Source organism: Microbacterium sp. 69-10, assembly GCF_001897945.1.
In the GTDB taxonomy this organism is placed as follows: domain Bacteria; phylum Actinomycetota; class Actinomycetes; order Actinomycetales; family Microbacteriaceae; genus Microbacterium.
The window spans coordinates 33,945-52,050 of record NZ_MKRT01000027.1 but is presented as its reverse complement, the minus strand read 5'-3'; the positions used below and the strand labels follow the sequence as shown (position 1 = coordinate 52,050).

Sequence of the window (18,106 nt, the reverse complement as noted above, 5' to 3'; positions counted from 1 at the left end):
GTTGGTGGCGTAGAGGTCGGCCATGCCAGTGAGCATGGCGCGGGTCTTGTCCAGGTCGCCGGCATGCCCGGGCGTCCCGGGGATCTGGGCGAACCAGGCGGCATGGGCGGCTGCGTGCTGTTGGGCCTGGTCGCTCAATGGGGAGACACCCGACTGGTGGAGTTCGCCCCACCGCGCCAGGAGCTGTTCGGCGTCGGCCTGGAACTGACGTTGCTGGGTGAGGTTCTTGCTATGCCACCACCGGTTGGACTGCTCGAAGACCACGCGTCCCCATCGTTGGGTCACCTCGGCCTCATAGCGGTCGTTGAAGCCTTCGAGCATCATGTCCATCCGCGGTTGGCGTCCCTCGCGTCGCATCGTCACGGTGTGCTCGACGGACGCGATACGACGTTCCAGCGCTTCCCGCTCGTGCTCGAGGTGTACCAGGTGCGTCTCGAGGGCGGTGATCTCCTCGTCTGGGTTCGCGTCGCTTGCCAGCGCTTCGCCGATCGCACCCAGGGCCAGGCCGGCTTCACGCAGGAGCAGGATGCGTTGCAGGCGTGCCACGGCGACAGATCCGTAGTAGCGATAGCCGTTCGCGCCGATCCGGTCCGGCACGAGCAGGCCGATCTGGTGATAGTGACGCAATGTCCTGGCGCTGATGCCAGCGCGGTCAGCGAGTTCTTGGACGGTCCACTCCACCATCTCGGCCTCTCTCGTCAGCGGGCTGGCATTGTCAGACCCAACTGTGGCAGTGCCACGGCCAGGATCTCGGAGGCGGGCGTGGCCACGGCCCTGGCGGGTGACTGTCCGGTGGCCTCCCGATAGGCGGACACGAAGCGTGCCCCGGCAGCGTAACCGGCCCCGGTGGGCAGCCCGACCGGTGTTGCGCCGAACAGGCAAGCGCTCGGATCGCCCAACACCCAAGCCGCGAAATCCTGCATGCCAGTCACGTCCAGGCCTTCGGTGACGCGGCGCAGCACCTCGTCACTGGTACGGGTCTGGTCGCTGACGAAGTGCGTGAATCCCTGCTCGCCCACGAGGTCGGCGGCGAACAGGTCCGCGAGACCCTCAGCCACTACGTGCTCGCCAACCGTGACCGTCTGCGGGTTCCACACCACGCCTCCGGTCGAGTACCGCACATTGTGGTGGAGCTCGTGCAGGGCGATGCCCTCCAACCGCGCCAGAACCTCGTCGGTGGGCCAGATCGTGATGGCGATGTACCCGCTGATCCCACCGAAGGCCGACAGGCCGCGGATCTCATCCATGAAGTGCTTGTTGGTGGGATCCCCGAGCACGAGCAACACCGTCAGGTCAGGCATCGCCACAGTCGGATCGGCAGCGTTCAGCTCCCGCAGCCCCGTTTCGAGCGCTCGCTCGACACGGCCCCAAACATCGGCGCGTTCCAAAGCGTCGACCGCGCCGAGGATCTTGTCTGCCGCTACGGAGGGTCCGAAACCGAAGTTCTGGCTGTGAACCGCGGCCAGATCAGGTCCACCGGGAATGAAGAAGTACATCCCCGCCATCGGCTCCCACAGTCTGCGAGCTGCGTCCTTCCACTGCTCCGGAGAACTGCTCACCATCGCCCGCATCCCAGCGGCACTGTCAATCATCGTCACTGTCATGCCCACGACGCTAAACATTGACGCTGCGTCAAGGTCAAGCTCCTGACCGTCGATCAACGTGTCCGGTCAGTACATCTAGGCCGTCAGCCCCGGAGCCGTCCCCCCTGTGCCTTCACCGGCGGGACGGCGCGGTGCTGGCGCGCACGACGAGCTCGGTGGGGACCAGTCCCTGCCCCGCCTCCCCGCGGTGCTCGATCCGGTCGACCAGCATCTCCACGGCGGCGGTGCCCACGCGGTCGAAGTACTGGTGGACGGTGGTCAGGGGCGGCTGGAAGTCGGCGGCCATGTCCATGTCGTCGAAGCCGACCACGCTCACGTCGTCCGGCACGATCCGCCCGGCCTCGCGCAGGGCGCGCATGGCGCCCAGTGCCATCTCGTCGTTCGCGGCGAACACGGCGGTCACCGACGGGTCGGCGGCCAGCCGGAGCCCGGCGGCGTGACCGGATGCCGCGCTCCAGTCGCCGTGCAGCACCGGCGGGACCTCGCGGTCGTGCGCGCGCAGCGTCGCCTCCCAGGAGGCCGCACGGTCACGAGCGGAGAACGAGTCCTCGGGGCCGCTGATGTGCCACACCGTGCGGTGGCCGAGGCCGAGAAGATGCTCGGTGGCCAGCCGCGCGCCCTGGGCCTGGTCGATGTCGACCGTCGGGTAGGGCTGGGAGCCGCCCGCCGTCACCACGACGGCGGGGATGCCGGCGATGTGCGCGAGATCGGAGTCGTGCAGGTCGTGCGCCTCGAGCACGACGAGCACCCCGTCCACTGCCTGCTCCGCGAGCCGCACGAACGCCCCGGCGAGACCCGCCTGGGCGATGGTCCACAGCGGGGTCAGCGCCAGCGAGTAGCCCGCCCGCGACGCCTCGTTGGCGATGGCCTCCAGCGTGCGCATGTTGCCGTAGCTGGAGAGGCCGGACATGATCACGCCGAGGGTGCGGAACCGGCCGGACTTCAGCGCGCGGGCGGCGGAGTTGGGGCGGTAGCCCAGCCGGTCCATCGCGGCCAGCACCTTCTCGCGCGTCGCCGGCCGCACGATGTCCATGCCGTTGGCCACCCGAGAGACGGTCTGCGCGGACACCCCGGCCTCGCGCGCGACGTCGATGATCGACGGGGCGCGCCATACGCGCGCGTCGTCTGCCCGAGCTGCCACCGATGCTCCCCTTCTCGCCGTCTCAGACGTGGTCGCGCCAGGAGTGCTGCGGGTCGTAGCCCAGCACCTCCCTGGCGTGGTCGATCGACAGCAGCGTCTCGTTCGGGCCGACCTCGCGGGTCATCGGCACGCCGGGGAAGACCTCCGCGATCAGCTCGGCGTTGGGGCGCGACATCACGGTGTCGGCCGCCGCGATGATGAACCGGTCGAACCCGGGCTTCGCCACCTGCAGAGCGCGCTCCACGGCCTGCGCGCCGTCGCGGGCGTCGATGTAGCCCCACAGGTTCCACTTGCGCTGCCGTGCGTCGGCATCGAACGAGGGGAACGCCGCGTAGTCCTCTGGCACCATCACGTTCGAGAAGCGCAGCGCCGTGATCGACAGGTCGGGATGCCAGCGCACCAGCTCCCTCGCCAACTGCTCCTCGAGCGTCTTCACCAGTGAGTACACCGACTCGGGGCGCGCCGGATACTCCTCGTCGACCTGCACGAAGTCGGGGGCGCGCGTGCCCACGACATCCATCCCGATCACGTCCCAGCCGTGCGCGCGCAGTTCACGGGCGACGACAGCGCCGAGTTTCCCGGACGCCCCGGTGAGTGCGATGCGCATGTGCGCAAGTCTCCCACCTCGGAGCCGGATCAGCCCAGCTCGATCACCGACCACGACAGCGCCGGCAGTGCCGCGCGCACCGCGCCGTCGACGACGTCGGCCTCGAGCGGCACCATGTGCACGGCATCGGGAGTCGTCTCGAGGTTCGCCGTGTGCCGATCCCCGCCTTCGGGGATCGTGAGCGTCTCGGCCTTCAGCACCCGCAGGCCGCCGAAGCCGCGCAGATCCACGGTCAGGTCGTTCGCGTCGGTGAGCGATCGGTTCGCGACGAACACCACCACCCGGCCGGACTCCTCGTCCCAGGTCGCCGCGGCGTCGACGGAGTCGACATCGCCGTAGCGCTTGGTGGCGATCTGCGACGCCGACACCGCGAGACGCAGGATGCGGCCGCGGGCGAGACGGGCCATGCGCTCGAACGGCCAGAAGCTGGTCTGGCGCCACGCGGCGCCGCCCTCCTCGGAGCGGATCGGCGCGATCACGTTCACCAGCTGCGCCTGGTTGGCGATCCGCACGCGGTCGCCGTGCCGCAGCAGGCTGTTCAGGAACGTGCCGACGACCACGGCATCCGTCACGGAGTAGGTGTCCTCGATCAGCCGGGGGTGCTCGCGCCACGTCTTCGACACCTGGTGCGGCTGGTCCTCGGTGTCGAGCCCCGACTGGTACCAGACGTTCCATTCGTCGAACGAGATGTCCACCTGCTTGGTGTGCTTGCCCGCGGCCTTCACCGCGTCGATCGTCGAGACCACGCCGTCGATGAAGGCGTCCATCTCCACGGCCTCGGCCAGGAACGACTCGGCGTCGCCGTCGTGCTCCTGGTAGTACGCGTGCATCGAGATGTAGTCCACCTCGTCGTACGCGTGCGTGAGCACAGTGTGCTCCCAGGTGCCGAAGGTGGGCATCCCGCGACTCGACGACCCCACCGCGACGAGCTCGATCGAGTCGTCGACGAGCTTCATCGCCTTCGCGGTCTCCTGCGCCAGCCGGCCGTACTCGTGCGCGGTCTTGTGGCCGATCTGCCACGGGCCGTCCAGCTCGTTGCCCAGGCACCACAGCTTGATGTCGAAGGGGTCGGCGGCGCCGTTCGCGCGCCGCAGGTCCGACCAGTACGTGCCGCCGGGATGGTTGGCGTACTCCACCAGGGCGCGCGCCTCCTCCACCCCGCGCGTGCCGAGGTTGATGGCCTCCATCACCTCGACCTCCGCGTCACGGGCCCAGTCGACGAACTCGTGCAGGCCGAAGGCGTTCGTCTCGATCGTGTGCCAGGCGCCGTCGATGCGCACGGGTCGGTCGGCGACCGGACCGACCCCGTCCTCCCAGCGGTAGCCCGACACGAAGTTGCCGCCGGGGTAGCGCACCACCGTCGGCCCCATCTCGCGGACCAGCTCGAGCACATCGCGGCGGAAGCCACGCTCGTCGGCCTGCGGATGCCCCGGTTCGTAGATGCCCGTGTAGACGCAGCGCCCCATGTGCTCGACGAACGACCCGAACAGGCGTCGCGGGACGTCGGCGATGGTGAACTCGCGGTCGATGGTGATGCGGGACGAAGACATTGCTCTCCTTGTGAGGGGTGGGTGGATGCTACTGACCGCCGAAGCCGCTGGTCGCGACTCCCTTGACGATCTGCTTCTGGAAGACGAGGAACACGACGATCAGCGGCAGTGCGGCCAGCACGGCCTGCGCCATGACCTGCGCGTACTGCACGCCGTAGTCGCTGATCACGGTCTGGAGCCCGACCGGAAGGGTCATCAGGGTGGTGTCGTTGATGACCAGGAACGGCCAGAGGAAGTTGTTCCATGCGCCGATGAAGACGAAGATCGCGACGGATGCCAGGATCGGCCGCGACAGCGGCAGGATGATCGACCAGAACACGCGCAGTCGGCTCGCGCCGTCCACGCGCGCGGCGTCCTCCAGCTCGATCGGCACGGCGTCGAAGAACTTCTTCAGGATGAACACCATCGCGGGCGCCACCACCTGCGGCAGGATCAGCCCCCAGTAGGTGTCGACCATGTTGAAGGCGAGCATCTCGTAGAACAGCGGGATGATCAGCACCTGCGGCGGCACGACGATCGCGGCGATGATCGCGACGAACAGCCACTTCCGGCCGCGGAAGTCCAGCCGCGAGAAGGCGTATGGGGCCAGCGCCGAGATCGCGACCGTGATGACCGTGACCGCCACCGAGGTGAGCAGGCTGTTCCACGCCCACAGGTACACGTTGCCCTGCGACAGGATCGCGCCGAACGCGTCGAGGGTGGGCCCGGACGCCCCGATCCACGAGGGGTCGCCGGAGGCGGCATCCGTCTCGGTCTTGAAACCGGTCGCCACCGCCCAGAGGAACGGCAGCAGCCAGCCGATCGCGAGCAGCGCGAGGATGACGAAGGCCACCACCCGCAGGGGCGCGAACGGCTTCTGGCCGGGCAGGCGCGGGCGGCGGGAGCGGGTGGGGCGGCGCGAGGAGTCCGGGACGGTGACGGCCTCGGTCGGGGAGAGCGTTGCGGTGGACATCACTGCACCTTCCTGCGCCGGGTCACGAGAGCCTGGGCGACGCCGACGATGATGATCAGGGCGAAGAACACGTAGGAGATGGCGGCCGAGAAGCCGAACCGGTAGTTCACGAAGCCGGCCTCGTAGATGTACTGCACGATCGAGCGGGTGGTGTCGCTCGCGACGCCACCGAGCATCTGGTAGGCCTGGTCGAACAGCTTCAGGGATGCCAGGATCTGCAGGATCAGGATCAGCACGGTGGCCGGCCCCAGCTGCGGCAGCGTGATCGACCAGAACTGGCGCCACGCTCCCGCGCCGTCCAGCGACGCCGCCTCGTACTGCTGCGCCGGGATGTTCTGCATCGCGGCCAGGTACAGCAGGAAGTTGAAGCCCACGGTCCACCAGACCGTGGCGATCACGATCGACAGCATGTTGGTGTCGGGGTTCTGCAGCCAGGCGAGCGGCTGCAGGCCGAGGGCCTTGAGGATGTTGTTGGCCGCGCCGATCTGCGGGTTGAAGATCCACACCCAGATCTGCGAGATGACGGTGGATGCCAGCAGGTACGGCATGAAGAACGACAGCCGCCACAGCCACTGGCCCGGCAGCCCGCGGTCGACGAGGGCCGCCATGATCAGCGAGAGCGCCACCAGTGGCACCGTCGACAGCAGCGTGAACCACACCGTGTTCCACAGCGACTGCCACATGACCGGGTCGCCGAGCGCCTCGGCGTAGTTGGCGAAGCCCACCAGGTCCCCGCCTGCGCCGGTCAGCGACTGGTCGGTGAAGCTCAGGTAGATGCCGTGCAGGATCGGCCAGACCAGGAACAGTGCGAATGCGATGAGGAACGGGGCGAGGAACGCCCAGCTGACGAGCTGCTCGCGCCGACGCGGACCCGCAGGGCGGAACGGCTCGGAGCTCTTGCGGCCGGTGACGACCGCGCGGGTGCTGGCTGTGGTGGTCATCACTTCCACTTCCCTTCGGGGTCGGCGGGGTTCGGCTGGGCGAGCAGGGTGTCCACGCGCCGGATGAACCGGTCGATCGCGGCGCCGGGGTCGTCGCCGCTGAGCAGCACGCCCTGCACGGCCGCCCCGAACTCGCCCTGGAAGTTCGATCCGGATCCGGTGAACCAGGCCTCGGGGTCGTACACCACGTGCTGCGCGGCGTCGGCGTAGTGCGCCTGGGGGAGCAGCTTCGCGTAGTCGGGGGACTCCGTGACGGGCAGGTACGCCGGGATGTGACCGGCCTCGGCCCACCCGAACGAGCCCTTGAGCATGTCGGAGACGAACCGGTACGTCAGGTCGCGGCGGTGCTCGTCGGCATGCGCCTGGTGGGGGAGCACGAAGGAGTGCGAGTCCGCGTAGGCCGCGGGAGTGCCGTAGAGGGTGGGGATCATCGTCGCGTCGAAGGGGAGCTTCGCGTTCTGCATGGTGCGCAGCTCCCAGACGCCGGTCATCAGCATCCCGCTCTTACCCGTCGCGAACTCGGCGACCGCGGTGCCGTAGTCGTTCTGCGCCGCGGCGATCTCGCCGTCGAGCAGAGTCTTCATGAACGCCAGCGTCTCGACCGCGGCATCCTTGTCGATGCCGATCCTCCCGCCGGCCGGCAGCTCGATCGCCAGCCCGTGCTGCGCGTAGAGCCCGTAGAACAGCCGCCACATCTGGGCGCCGTCGCCGAGGTAGCCGTACGAGAGCGCGTGGCCCTTCGCCGATCCGCCGACCGCGCGCAGCTGATCGAGGAACTCCTCGGGCGAGGAGGTCTTCTTCAGCTGCCCGTCGGAGTCGAGCTCGCCCGCGGCGCCGCAGATGTCGGTGTTGTACATGAGCACGAAGGGATGCGCGTCCAGCGCGATGCTGAACCGCTTGCCGCCGACGATGCCCTTGTTCCAGATCGGCTCGGGGAAGGTGGACTCGTCCACGCCGAGCTCGGCCAGGCGGTCCAGGTCCCAGTCGTCGAGCAGTCCGCCCGGCGCCCAGCCCGGCACGCGCGTGGCGTGCATGATCGCGACGTCGGGGGCACGTCCGCCCGCGCCCGCCATGGCGAGCTTCGTGTAGTACGGGGTGCCCCAGGCGAGCACGGTGGGGCGGATGCGGTAGGCGCTCTGCGCCCTGTTGACGCCGTCCAGCAGCTGGGACATGGTCACGCCGTCTCCACCGGAGAGCAGATGCCAGAACTGCAGGGTCTGGGTGGTGGAGCCGGATGCTGTGCCGGGTGCGCAGCCCGCGAGGAGGGCGGCGCCGGCGGTGAGGGACGCGGCGGTGAGGAACTGCCTTCGAGAGAGATCTAGCGGGGGGGTCATGAATCACTCCTTCGTGAACGGCACCATCATTACATCGTGGTAATCATTGCGCAAGACCCATCGTCGCACGCCGCTCGGGCGTGCGTCAGGGGCGGTATCCGCCGGGGCTGCCCGCGGTGCTGCCTCGGGGATGCAGCCGATGCGGCAGCGTGACGGCCCGCGGGGGCATCGCGCGATCGTCCATGCGCGCGGTCAGCAGTGAGAGCGCTGCGCTCGCCAGCGCGTCCCGATCGAACGCGATGGTGGTGAGCGACGGGGTCGTGAACGCCGAGAGCTCCACATCGTCGAAACCGGTCAGCAGCACGTCGTCGGGAACGCGGATGCCGTGCGCCGCCAGCGTGTGCAGCGCGCCGAACGCCAGCGAGTCGGTGAAGGCGACCACGGCATCGAAGCCGACCCGCCGGTCCAGCAGCTCCTGCATCGCGTCGGCACCGCTCACCATCGACCACGGCAGCCGATCCGCCTCGAGCGCGGGATCGCGGGGGATCCCCGCCTCCTGCAGCGCATCGTGCACGCCCTGCAGGCGCAGGCGGCTGGTGGCGGTGGCGGGGCTCTGGCCGGTCGCCCCGCCGATCACGGCGATCCGACGCGCGCCCTGGGTGATCACGTGCCGGGTCGCATCGGCCGCCGCCAGCCGGCTGTCGATGCCGACGTGGTCCGCTCGGCTCTGCTCCACCTCGCCGATCACCACGAGCGGCGGGAGGTCGTCCGCCAGGGGGATCGCACTGTCCTCCAGGCGCACCGGATTGAGGATGAGGCCGTCGACCTGGCGGGTGCGCGCGCGTGCGAGCAGCTCGCCCTCGCGCTCGGGCGACAGTGCGGTCTCCTCGAACTGCACCGCGAGCTGGCGCTGGTGGGCCGCCGCGACCAGACTGTGCACCAGCTCGGCCGAGTAGGCGGTGGCGAGGTCGGGCAGGGCGACCGCGATCGTGCCCGACCGCCCCGTGCGCATGCCCCGGGCGCTGAGGTTCGGCACGAAGTCGAGCTGCCGCATCGCCCGCTCGACCCTGTCGCGCTTCTCCTCGCTGACCGTGAACGCGCCCGTGACGACGTTCGAGACCGTCTTGGGCGAGACCCCGGCGAGGGCGGCGACATCCTTCATCGTCGCGCGGTGCGGAGTCGGCGGCGTCATGCGGGTCAGCCTAGTGCGGGGCGGGGCCGTCCGCGGCCGTACACTCAGGACGATGGACGAGACGGCCGCAGAGCGCACGCGTGCCGTCGGCGTGCGCGATGTCGCCGCGCTCGCCGGGGTCTCGCGGCAGACGGTGTCACGCGTGCTGAACGAGCATCCGGAGGTCGCCGAGGCGACCCGGCGGCGCGTGCTCTCCGCGATGGCGGAGCTCGGCTACCGGATGAACAACGCCGCACGCGCGCTGGGAACCCGGCGCTCGCGCACGCTGGGCGTGCTGGCCTCGAACGCCGAGCAGTACGGGCCCTCGCGCAGCATCGCCGCCATCGAGGCATCCGCCCGCGCCGCCGGCTACTGGGTCAGTGCGGCGTTCGCCGAGGCGGGGGATGCGGATGCCGTGGTCGCCGCCGTCGACCACCTGATCGCCCAGGGCATGGACGGCATCGTGGTGGTCGCCCCGCACGCGCGCACGCTCGAGGCGCTGGACGCCCTGCGCATCGACGTGCCCATCGTCACCCTGCACTCCTCGGGGCGCGGCGCGCGCGGCCTGTCCGTCGATCAGGCGGCGGGCGCCGGGCTCGCCGTGGCCGAGCTCGCCGACGCCGGGCACGCCCGCATCGCGCATCTCGCGGGTCCTGCGGACTGGCTCGAGGCCGAGTCGCGGGCCGACGGCTTCGCCGCCGAGCTCGCGGCGCGCGGGCTGGAGCCGGGCCCGGTCGTCGAGGGGGACTGGTCGGCGGCATCCGGCTACGCGGCGACCGGTGCGATCATCGACGCCGGTGTCACCGCCGTGTTCTGCGCGAACGACCAGATGGCGCTCGGCCTGCTCGGCGGGCTGCACGAGGCCGGCATGCGGGTGCCCCGCGACATCAGCGTTGTCGGATTCGACGACATCCCGGACGCCGCGTACTACTGGCCGCAGCTGACGACCGTGCGGCAGGACTTCGCGGAGCTCGCCCGTCGGGCCGTCGCCGTCGTGATCGCGGAAGCGGATGCCGCAGCATCCGCGCTCGATCCGGTCGCCCCCGTGCTGGTGCGCCGCGAGTCGGTCGCACCCCCACGCTGCCCCTGATCCGCTACGTCCCCCCCGTCTCCGTCGAGAGCACGGGACGTCGCCGAGTGCACGGCTTGTTCACGCGAAGTTCCCGTGCGCTCGGCGAGATGTCGTGCTCTCGACGAGGGGGACGGGTGTTGACGACTGCGGGCGAGGGTGTCATGCTGGGCGATGTGACCGGTCACGGTGGCCGAGCATCAGACCGACGAGGTGCCCGTGAGCAAGGAAGCCCCCGACTTCAGCCCTGAGCTGCAGGCCGCGATCCAGACCGTCCGCGAGGACGTCTCCCGTCTGCACGGCGAGCTCGTCCGCTACGGCCTCGTGGTGTGGACCGGAGGGAACATCTCCGGTCGCGTCCGCGTCGGCGACGATCCGAGCGCCGACCTGTTCGTCATCAAGCCCTCCGGCGTCTCGTACGACGACCTGGCCCCTGAGAACATGATCCTCTGCGACCTGGACGGCGACGTGATCCCCGACACTCCGGGCAGCGACCGCTCGCCCTCCAGCGACACCGCCGCGCACGCGTACGTCTACCGCCACATGCCCGAGGTCGGCGGCGTCGTGCACACGCACTCCGACTACGCCGTGGCCTGGGCGGCGCGCGGAGAGGAGATCCCCTGCGTGATCACCGCGATGGCCGACGAGTTCGGCGGCCCCATCCCGATCGGTCCCTTCGCGATCATCGGCGACGACTCGATCGGCCGCGGGATCGTCGAGACCCTCACCGGGCATCGCTCCCGCGCGGTGCTGATGCAGAACCACGGGCCGTTCACGATCGGCGTGAACGCGAAGGATGCCGTGAAGGCCGCGGTCATGGTCGAGGACGTCGCCCGCACCGTGCACCTCGCCCGCGAGGCCGGCCCGCTCATCCCCATCCCGCAGGAGGCCATCGACAGCCTCTACAACCGGTACCAGAACGTGTACGGCCAGAGCGCGGACGCACGCCGATGAGCGCCGTGACGGGACATTCCGCTCGTGAGGACGTGCTCGCCGGCCGCACCAGCCTGGGCATCGAGCTCGGCTCCACCCGCATCAAGGCGTGCCTGATCGGCTCCTCCGCCGAGGTGCTCGCCACCGGCTCGTTCTCCTGGGAGAACCGGCTGGAGGACGGGCTGTGGACCTACAGCCTGGACGACGTGTGGACCGGCCTGCAGTCCGCGTTCGCCGACCTGATCGCCGACGTGCACGACCGCTACGGCGTGCGCCCGGACACGTTCGGCGCCATCGGCGTCTCCGCGATGATGCACGGCTACCTGGCCTTCGACGCCGCCGGCGATCTGCTCGCCCCGTTCCGCACCTGGCGCAACACCAATACGGGCCGCGCCGCAGCGGAGCTCACCGAGCTGCTGGGCGTCAACATCCCGCTGCGCTGGTCCGTCGCGCACCTCCGGCAGGCGCAGCTCGACGCCGAGCCGCACGCCGAGGACGTGCGCTTTCTCACCACTCTCGCCGGCTACGTGCACTGGCGGCTCACCGGGCGCCGGGTGCTCGGCATCGGCGATGCCTCGGGCATGTTCCCGATCGACTCCGCCGCCCGCGACTATGACCAGACGATGATCGCCCGCTACGACGAGCACGTCGGCGGCGACCTGCGCTCGGTGCTGCCCGAGGTGCTCGTCGCCGGGCAGGACGCCGGATCCCTCACCGCGGCGGGCGCCGGGCTGCTCGATCCGACCGGGGCGCTGCGGCCGGGCATCCCACTGTGCCCGCCGGAGGGCGATGCGGGCACCGGCATGGTCGCGACGAACGCGGTCGCACCGCGCACCGGCAATGTGAGCGCGGGCACCAGCATCTTCGCGATGGTCGTGCTCGAGCATCCGCTGGCCGAGGTGCACCACGAGCTCGACCTGGTCACGACTCCCGCCGGTGACGCGGTCGCCATGGTGCACTGCAACAACGGCGCCAGCGAGCTGGCGGCGTGGGTGGGCATGTTCACCCGGTTCGCCGAGGCGTCCGGCATCCGCGGGTCTGCGGATGCCGTCTTCGAGACGCTCTTCCGCGAGGCGCTGGACGGCGAGGCGGATGCCGGCGGACTGCTTGCCTACAACCACCTCGCGGGCGAGCCCATCGCCGGCCTCGACGAGGGGCGCCCGCTCTTCGTGCGCACGCCCGACAGCCGCTTCACCCTGGCGAACGTGATGCGCGCCCAGCTGTACGGCGTGTTCGGCACCCTCGCGCTGGGCATGCAGGTGCTGACGGACGAGGGCGTCGCGCTCGACCGGATGTATGCCCACGGCGGCATGTTCCGCACCGCCGATGTCGCGCAGCGCTTCCTCGCCGGGGCGCTGAACGCACCCGTGGCGGTCGGCGACACGGCATCCGAGGGAGGGGCCTGGGGCATCGCCGTGCTCGCCGCCTACCTGTCGGCGGCCGGCGAACAGCGGCTGGACGCCTACCTCGACCAGCACGTCTTCGCCGGAGCATCCCTCTCCGTCATCGATCCCGACCCGGCCGACGTCGCCGGGTTCACCACCTACCTCGACCGCTACCGCGCGGGTCTGGCCATCGAGGCCGCCGCCACAGGCTCCATCTAAGGACTGCGTCAATGCCCAAGCTCACCACCTCCCTCGACGGCTACCAGGTCTGGTTCCTCACCGGCAGCCAGCACCTTTACGGGCCCGAGACGCTCGCGCAGGTCGCCGAGCAGTCGCGTGCCATCTCGGATGCGCTCGACGGTGCCTCCGAGGTTCCCGTCCGCATCGTGTGGAAGCCGGTGCTGACCGACTCCGCCGCCATCAGGAAGGTCATGCTCGAGGCGAACGCCGACGACAGCGTGATCGGCGTCGTCGCCTGGATGCACACCTTCAGCCCGGCGAAGATGTGGATCGCCGGTCTCGACGCACTGCAGAAGCCGCTCGCCCACCTGCACACCCAGGCCAACGTCGAGCTGCCCTGGGCCGACATCGACTTCGACTTCATGAACCTGAACCAGGCCGCGCACGGAGATCGCGAGTTCGGCTACATCCAGACCCGGCTGAACGTGCCGCGCAAGACCATCGTCGGGCACGCGTCCGACCCACGCGTGCGCCAGGAGCTCGGCACCTGGCAGCGCGCCGCCGCGGGCCTGGCCGCATCGCGCTCGCTCAAGCTCGCGCGCTTCGGCGACAACATGCGCTTCGTCGCCGTCACCGAGGGTGACAAGACCGAGGCCGAGCTGCGCCTGGGCGTGCAGGTCAACACCTGGGGCGTGAACGAGCTGGCGGATGCCGTCGCGGCGGCATCCGAATCCGACATCGATGCGCTGGTGGCCGAGTACGAGGAGCTGTACGAGGTCGTGCCCGAGCTGCGGCGCGGGGGAGAGCGGCACCAGTCGCTGCGCGACGGCGCGGCCATCGAGATCGGGCTGCGATCGTTCCTGGAGGAGGGCGGTTTCGGCGCCTTCACCACCTCGTTCGAGGATCTCGGCGAGCTGAAGCAGCTGCCGGGCCTCGCCGTGCAGCGGCTGATGGCCGAGGGCTACGGCTTCGGCGCCGAGGGCGACTGGAAGACCGCGATCCTGGTGCGCGTCGCGAACGTGATGGGCTCCGGCCTGCCGGGCGGCGCCAGCCTGATGGAGGACTATACCTATGACATGACCCCGGGCGACGAGCTGATCCTCGGCGCGCACATGCTCGAGGTCTCGCCCTCGCTCACCCCGGCCAGGCCGACCCTGGAGATCCACCCGCTCGGCATCGGCGGCAAGGACGACCCGGTGCGCCTGGTCTTCACGGCAGACCCCGGCCCGGCCGTCGTCGTGGCGCTCAGCGACATGCGCGACCGCTTCCGCCTGACCGCGAACGTGGTCGAGAACGTCGAGCCGCGGGCGGCACTGCCGAAGCTCCCCGTGGGGCGTGCCGTGTGGAAGCCGGCGCCGGACTTCACCACCAGCGCTGCCGCCTGGCTGACCGCGGGAGCCGCGCACCACACCGTGATGTCGACGGCCGTCGGCCTCGAGGCGTTCCGCGACTTCGCCGAGATGGCGCAGATCGAGCTCCTGGTGATCGACGAGTCGACGACCCTGCCCGAGTTCCAGAAGACGGTGCGCTGGAACCAGGCGTACTACCGGCTGGCGCAGGGGTTCTGACCCGCGGCCCGCGCGCGGCGGGACTCAGGCGTCCAGCACGCGCGCGGCCTGCCGGGCGGCGCCGAGCGCCACGTACTCCGCGGGCGCCGGCACCTCGACCGGGATGCCCAGCACGAGAGGCGCGATCCGCCGTACGGCCTCGGACTGCGCGCCGCCCCCGATCAGCAGGGCGCGCTCGACACGGACCCCCTGGTCGCGCAGGGCGGTCAGGCCGGCGCCGAGCCCTGACAGCATGCCCTCGACGGCCGCACGTGCGAGGTTCTCGCGAGTGGTCGAGGCCAGGGTCATGCCCGAGAGCGTGGCGGTGGCATCCGGCAGGGTGGGGGGGCGCTCGCCCTCGAAGTAGGGCTGCAGGGCGAGACCGCCCGCGCCGGCGGAAGCCTGCAGCGCCAGCCGGGACAGCTCGTCGTGGTCCACTCCCAGCACCCGGGCGACGGCGTCGAGCACCCGGGCCGCGTTCAGCGTCGCGACCAGGGGCAGGAAGCGCCCATCGGCATCGGCGAAGCCCGCGACCGTGCCGGTCTCGTCGTGCACTGCGCTCTCGCTCACCGCGAAGACGGTGCCGCTCGTGCCGACCGACACCACGGCATCCCCTGGGCGGGCACCGACGCCGAGCGCCGCCCCGGCGTTGTCGCCCGCGCCGGGGCCGACGCGCCGGCCCGCGGCATCCGTGACCCACTCCGACGGTCCGAGCACGCGCGGCAGCACCGCGTCGTGGCCGAGCGCCGCGACCAGCAGCTCCCGGTCGTAGTCGCCGGTCTCCGGGTTCCAGTAGCCTGTTCCGCTCGCATCCGATCGGTCGGTCACCAGCTCGTCGAGACGGGGATCGGCGCCGCCGGCGGCCGGGCCGAACCCACGCAGCCGCCAGGTGAGCCAGTCGTGCGGCAGCGCGACCGCAGCGACCCGTGCGGCGCTGTCCGGTTCGGCATCGCGCAGCCAGCGCAGCTTGGTGATCGTGAAGGATGCCACCGGCACCAGTCCGGTGTGCTCGGCCAGAGCGGATGCCCCGAACTCGGCGACCAGGTCGGCGGCAGCGCCCGCTGACCTGGTGTCGTTCCACAGCAGGGCGTCGCGGACGACGGCGCCCGAGGCGTCCAGCGCCACCATGCCGTGCTGCTGCCCGCCGATGGCCCAGGCCTCGACGTCGTCCATCCCGCCGGCATCCGCGATCGCCGCCTGCAGTGCGTCCCACCACGCCTCCGGCGCCACCGAGGTCCCGTCCGGGTGGGGAGCGCGCCCGGTGCGCACGACGGCACCCGTCGCGGCATCCGCGATCACGACCTTGCAGGACTGCGTCGACGAGTCGACGCCCATCACGAGTGCCATACGCGGCATCCTCTCACTTCGTTCTGCGGCCGAGACGGGTGCTGGTGGCGGGTCAGCGGGCGCCCATGAGGTGCTCGGATGCCAGCTGCTGCAGCCGCACGAAGCCGAAGCCGCGCGCGCCGAAGTACGCCGACGGGTCGAAGTCCTCGAACGCGCTCCGGTCGGCGATCAGATCGTCGTACGACTCGCCCTCGCCCAGGGTGGGCTGCGACAGCTCGGCGACGCGCGCTGCGGCCAGGGCCTCCTGCACCTCGGGGTCGGCGCGGAACGCGGTGGCCCGCTCCTTCAGCAGCAGGTACATCCGCATGTTGGCGGCGGCCGAGTCCCACACGCCGGCCTCGTCCTCGGTGCGGCTGGGCTTGTAGTCGAAGTGCCGCGGGCCGTCGTAGGCGGGGGCGCCGTTCGCGCCGCCGTTCTCGAGCAGGTCCACCAGCGCGAAGGCGTTGTGCAGGTCGCCGTGTCCGAACACCAGGTCTTGGTCGTACTTGATGCCGCGCTGTCCGTTCAGATCGATGTGGAAGAGCTTGCCGTGGTACAGCGCCTGGGCGATGCCGGCGGCGAAGTTCAGCCCGGCCATCTGCTCGTGACCCACCTCGGGGTTCAGGCCCACCAGCTCGGGGCGCTCCAGCGAGTTGATGAAGGCGAGGGCATGGCCCAGAGTCGGCAGCAGGATGTCGCCGCGCGGCTCGTTGGGCTTCGGCTCGATGGCGAAGCGGATGTCGTAGCCCTTGTCCGTGACGTAGTCGCCCAGCAGGTTCACGGCCTCGCGGTAGCGCTCCAGCGCCGCGCGGATGTCCTTCGCGGAGTCGTACTCGGCGCCCTCGCGGCCGCCCCACATCACGAAGGTCTTCGCCCCCAGCTCGGCGGCCAGGTCGAGGTTGCGCAGCACCTTGCGCAGAGCGAAGCGGCGCACCTGGCGATCGTTCGAGGTGAAGCCGCCGTCCTTGAAGACCGGAGCGCTGAACAGGTTCGTGGTGACCATCGGCACGATCAGGCCGGTGTCGGCGAGTGCGCCCTTCAATCGGTCGATCTGGGTCTGGCGCTCGGCATCCGTCGATCCGAAGGCGAACAGATCGTCATCGTGGAAGGTGAGCCCGTACGCGCCGAGCTCGGCGAGCTTCTCGACGCCGTGCACGACGTCGAGCGCGGGACGGGTGGGGCCGCCGAACGGGTCGGTGCCGTTGTAGCCGATGGTCCAGAGGCCGAACGAGAACCGGTCGGCCTTGGTGGGGGTGAGTGCCATGATGATCCGCCTTCAGCGACGTCGGTGAAATGTTGTGGATCAGAACATATCAAGTCGGTGGAGCGGATGCAACGGATCAGGTCCTCGGTGCGGCCGTCGTCTCCCGCACGACGAGCTCGGCGGGCAGGCGCACGTGCTCATGCGCCTCGCCGTCCAGCATCCGCAGCAGCAGGCGCACGGCGGTGGCGCCCATCTCGGTCAGCGGCTGGCGCACCGTGCTCAGCTGCGGCGCGTGCGCGGCCGCTTCGGGGATGTCGTCGAAGCCGATCACCGAGAGGTCGTCCGGCACGTGCAGGCCGTGCTCGACCGCCACGCGGATCATCTCGATGGCGGAGAGATCGTTCGCCGCGAAGACTGCCGTGGGGTGGTCCGCGAGGTCGAGCAGCGCGTGCGCGCCCGCGGTCGAATCCGCCGTGCGGTAGCCGCCGTCGGCGACGAGCGCGGGGTCGAAGCGGATGCCTGCGGCGTCGAGCGCCTCGCGATACCCCTGCTCGCGCTGACGGGCGGAGACGAGGTCGGTGCGGCCGCGCAGGTGGGCGATGCGGCGATGTCCCAGTGAGATCAGGTGCTCGGTCGCGGCCCGTGCGCCGTCGACGTTGATCACGCTCACTGTCGCGGGGCCGTCCGGGCCGGCATGCGGATCGATCGCGACGATGGGCACCGATGCGTCCGCGGGGGTCGAGGTCGGCGTCACGACGATGGCGCCGTCGATCAGGGTTCCGCCCAGGCGGGAGAGCGAGCGTCGCTCCCAGCCGCGGTGCTCTCCTGCCGAGACGCTGCCCGCATAGGCCAGCACGTCGAAGCGCGTGCCCTGCAGCTCGGTGGAGACCCCGCTCAGCAGCTGCAGTGCGAACGGCTCGAACTCCGCCACCAGAACGCCGATGACGTTGGTGCGCCGTCGCCGCATCGATGTCGCCACGAGCGAGCTGGCGTATCCGAGCTCGTCGACCACGCTCAGCACGTGCGCCAGTGTCGCGGGTGCGACGCCGTCGCGGCCGTTGATGGCCTTGGAGACCGTGGCGACGGAGACTCCGGCGGCGTGAGCGACATCGTGGATCGTCGTGCGGCGGTTCATCCGTCCAATCTAGTGATGGAAAACGATATCGATAACGATTGACATGGCGAATCGAACCTGCCAGAGTAGCCGGAGCACATTCGGTGT

At 70.3% G+C, this 18,106-nt stretch carries 16 protein-coding genes; 4 read left to right on the top strand and 12 right to left on the bottom strand.

The genetic code is table 11. The features are described 5' to 3' along the window. From BGN97_RS14245 to BGN97_RS14205, 9 genes are all read right to left on the bottom strand, one after another. Positions 1-684, bottom strand: a 684-nt coding sequence (locus BGN97_RS14245; protein ID WP_292702843.1) for a MerR family transcriptional regulator, incomplete at its 3' end; no start/stop codon positions are given. Positions 685-698: 14 nt separating this feature from the next. Continuing rightward, positions 699-1,604 (bottom strand): DUF2268 domain-containing putative Zn-dependent protease, encoded by a 906-nt coding sequence (locus tag BGN97_RS14240; RefSeq protein ID WP_292702840.1) that lies wholly within the window; start codon positions 1,602-1,604, stop codon positions 699-701. Between the two features lie 112 nt (positions 1,605-1,716). Then, positions 1,717-2,745: a LacI family DNA-binding transcriptional regulator gene (locus BGN97_RS14235; protein WP_292702837.1), complete on the bottom strand. Its 1,029-nt coding sequence runs from the start codon at positions 2,743-2,745 to the stop codon at positions 1,717-1,719. Between the two features lie 22 nt (positions 2,746-2,767). Further along, positions 2,768-3,352: an NAD(P)-dependent oxidoreductase gene (locus BGN97_RS14230; protein ID WP_292702834.1), complete on the bottom strand. Its 585-nt coding sequence runs from the start codon at positions 3,350-3,352 to the stop codon at positions 2,768-2,770. A 29-nt stretch (positions 3,353-3,381) separates the two neighbouring features. Further along, positions 3,382-4,902: an alpha-N-arabinofuranosidase gene (locus BGN97_RS14225; protein ID WP_292702832.1), complete on the bottom strand. Its 1,521-nt coding sequence runs from the start codon at positions 4,900-4,902 to the stop codon at positions 3,382-3,384. Positions 4,903-4,930: 28 nt separating this feature from the next. Then, complete coding sequence (locus BGN97_RS14220) at positions 4,931-5,854, bottom strand: carbohydrate ABC transporter permease (protein ID WP_292702830.1); 924 nt, start codon at positions 5,852-5,854, stop codon at positions 4,931-4,933. After that, positions 5,854-6,798 (bottom strand): sugar ABC transporter permease, encoded by a 945-nt coding sequence (locus tag BGN97_RS14215; protein ID WP_292702827.1) that lies wholly within the window; start codon positions 6,796-6,798, stop codon positions 5,854-5,856. The genes BGN97_RS14220 and BGN97_RS14215 overlap by 1 nt, the downstream gene beginning before the upstream one ends. Further along, a complete protein-coding gene (locus BGN97_RS14210) occupies positions 6,795-8,129 on the bottom strand; it encodes an extracellular solute-binding protein (protein WP_292702825.1) in 1,335 nt (444 codons plus the stop codon). Before BGN97_RS14210 ends, BGN97_RS14215 begins: the two co-directional genes overlap by 4 nt. Positions 8,130-8,214: 85 nt before the next feature. Then, a complete protein-coding gene (locus BGN97_RS14205; protein WP_292702822.1) occupies positions 8,215-9,261 on the bottom strand; it encodes a LacI family DNA-binding transcriptional regulator in 1,047 nt (348 codons plus the stop codon). Between the two features lie 52 nt (positions 9,262-9,313). Here BGN97_RS14205 and BGN97_RS14200 point away from each other — a divergent pair, with 52 nt between their 5' ends. From BGN97_RS14200 to araA, 4 genes are all read left to right on the top strand, one after another. Next, complete coding sequence (locus BGN97_RS14200; protein ID WP_292702819.1) at positions 9,314-10,330, top strand: LacI family DNA-binding transcriptional regulator; 1,017 nt, start codon at positions 9,314-9,316, stop codon at positions 10,328-10,330. 198 nt (positions 10,331-10,528) lie between these two features. Next, positions 10,529-11,263, top strand: coding sequence for an L-ribulose-5-phosphate 4-epimerase (locus BGN97_RS14195; protein ID WP_292702815.1), 735 nt, complete (start codon positions 10,529-10,531; stop codon positions 11,261-11,263). Beyond that, positions 11,260-12,846 carry an FGGY-family carbohydrate kinase gene (locus BGN97_RS14190; RefSeq protein WP_292702812.1) on the top strand — a complete coding sequence of 529 codons (1,587 nt, stop codon included), beginning with the start codon at positions 11,260-11,262 and terminating at the stop codon, positions 12,844-12,846. The genes BGN97_RS14195 and BGN97_RS14190 overlap by 4 nt, the downstream gene beginning before the upstream one ends. An 11-nt stretch (positions 12,847-12,857) precedes the next feature. Further along, positions 12,858-14,375 (top strand): L-arabinose isomerase, encoded by a 1,518-nt coding sequence (gene araA / locus BGN97_RS14185; RefSeq protein WP_292702809.1) that lies wholly within the window; start codon positions 12,858-12,860, stop codon positions 14,373-14,375. 24 nt (positions 14,376-14,399) lie between these two features. Here araA and BGN97_RS14180 read toward each other — a convergent pair whose 3' ends face one another. The 3 genes from BGN97_RS14180 to BGN97_RS14170 all read right to left on the bottom strand — a co-directional run bounded on the left by BGN97_RS14180 (position 14,400) and on the right by BGN97_RS14170 (position 18,019). Next, positions 14,400-15,701, bottom strand: coding sequence for an FGGY family carbohydrate kinase (locus tag BGN97_RS14180; protein ID WP_292702806.1), 1,302 nt, complete (start codon positions 15,699-15,701; stop codon positions 14,400-14,402). 52 nt (positions 15,702-15,753) lie between these two features. After that, positions 15,754-16,944 carry a xylose isomerase gene (gene xylA, locus BGN97_RS14175; protein WP_292702803.1) on the bottom strand — a complete coding sequence of 397 codons (1,191 nt, stop codon included), beginning with the start codon at positions 16,942-16,944 and terminating at the stop codon, positions 15,754-15,756. 76 nt (positions 16,945-17,020) lie between these two features. After that, a complete protein-coding gene (locus tag BGN97_RS14170; protein ID WP_292702800.1) occupies positions 17,021-18,019 on the bottom strand; it encodes a LacI family DNA-binding transcriptional regulator in 999 nt (332 codons plus the stop codon). Positions 18,020-18,106: the final 87 nt, after the last annotated feature.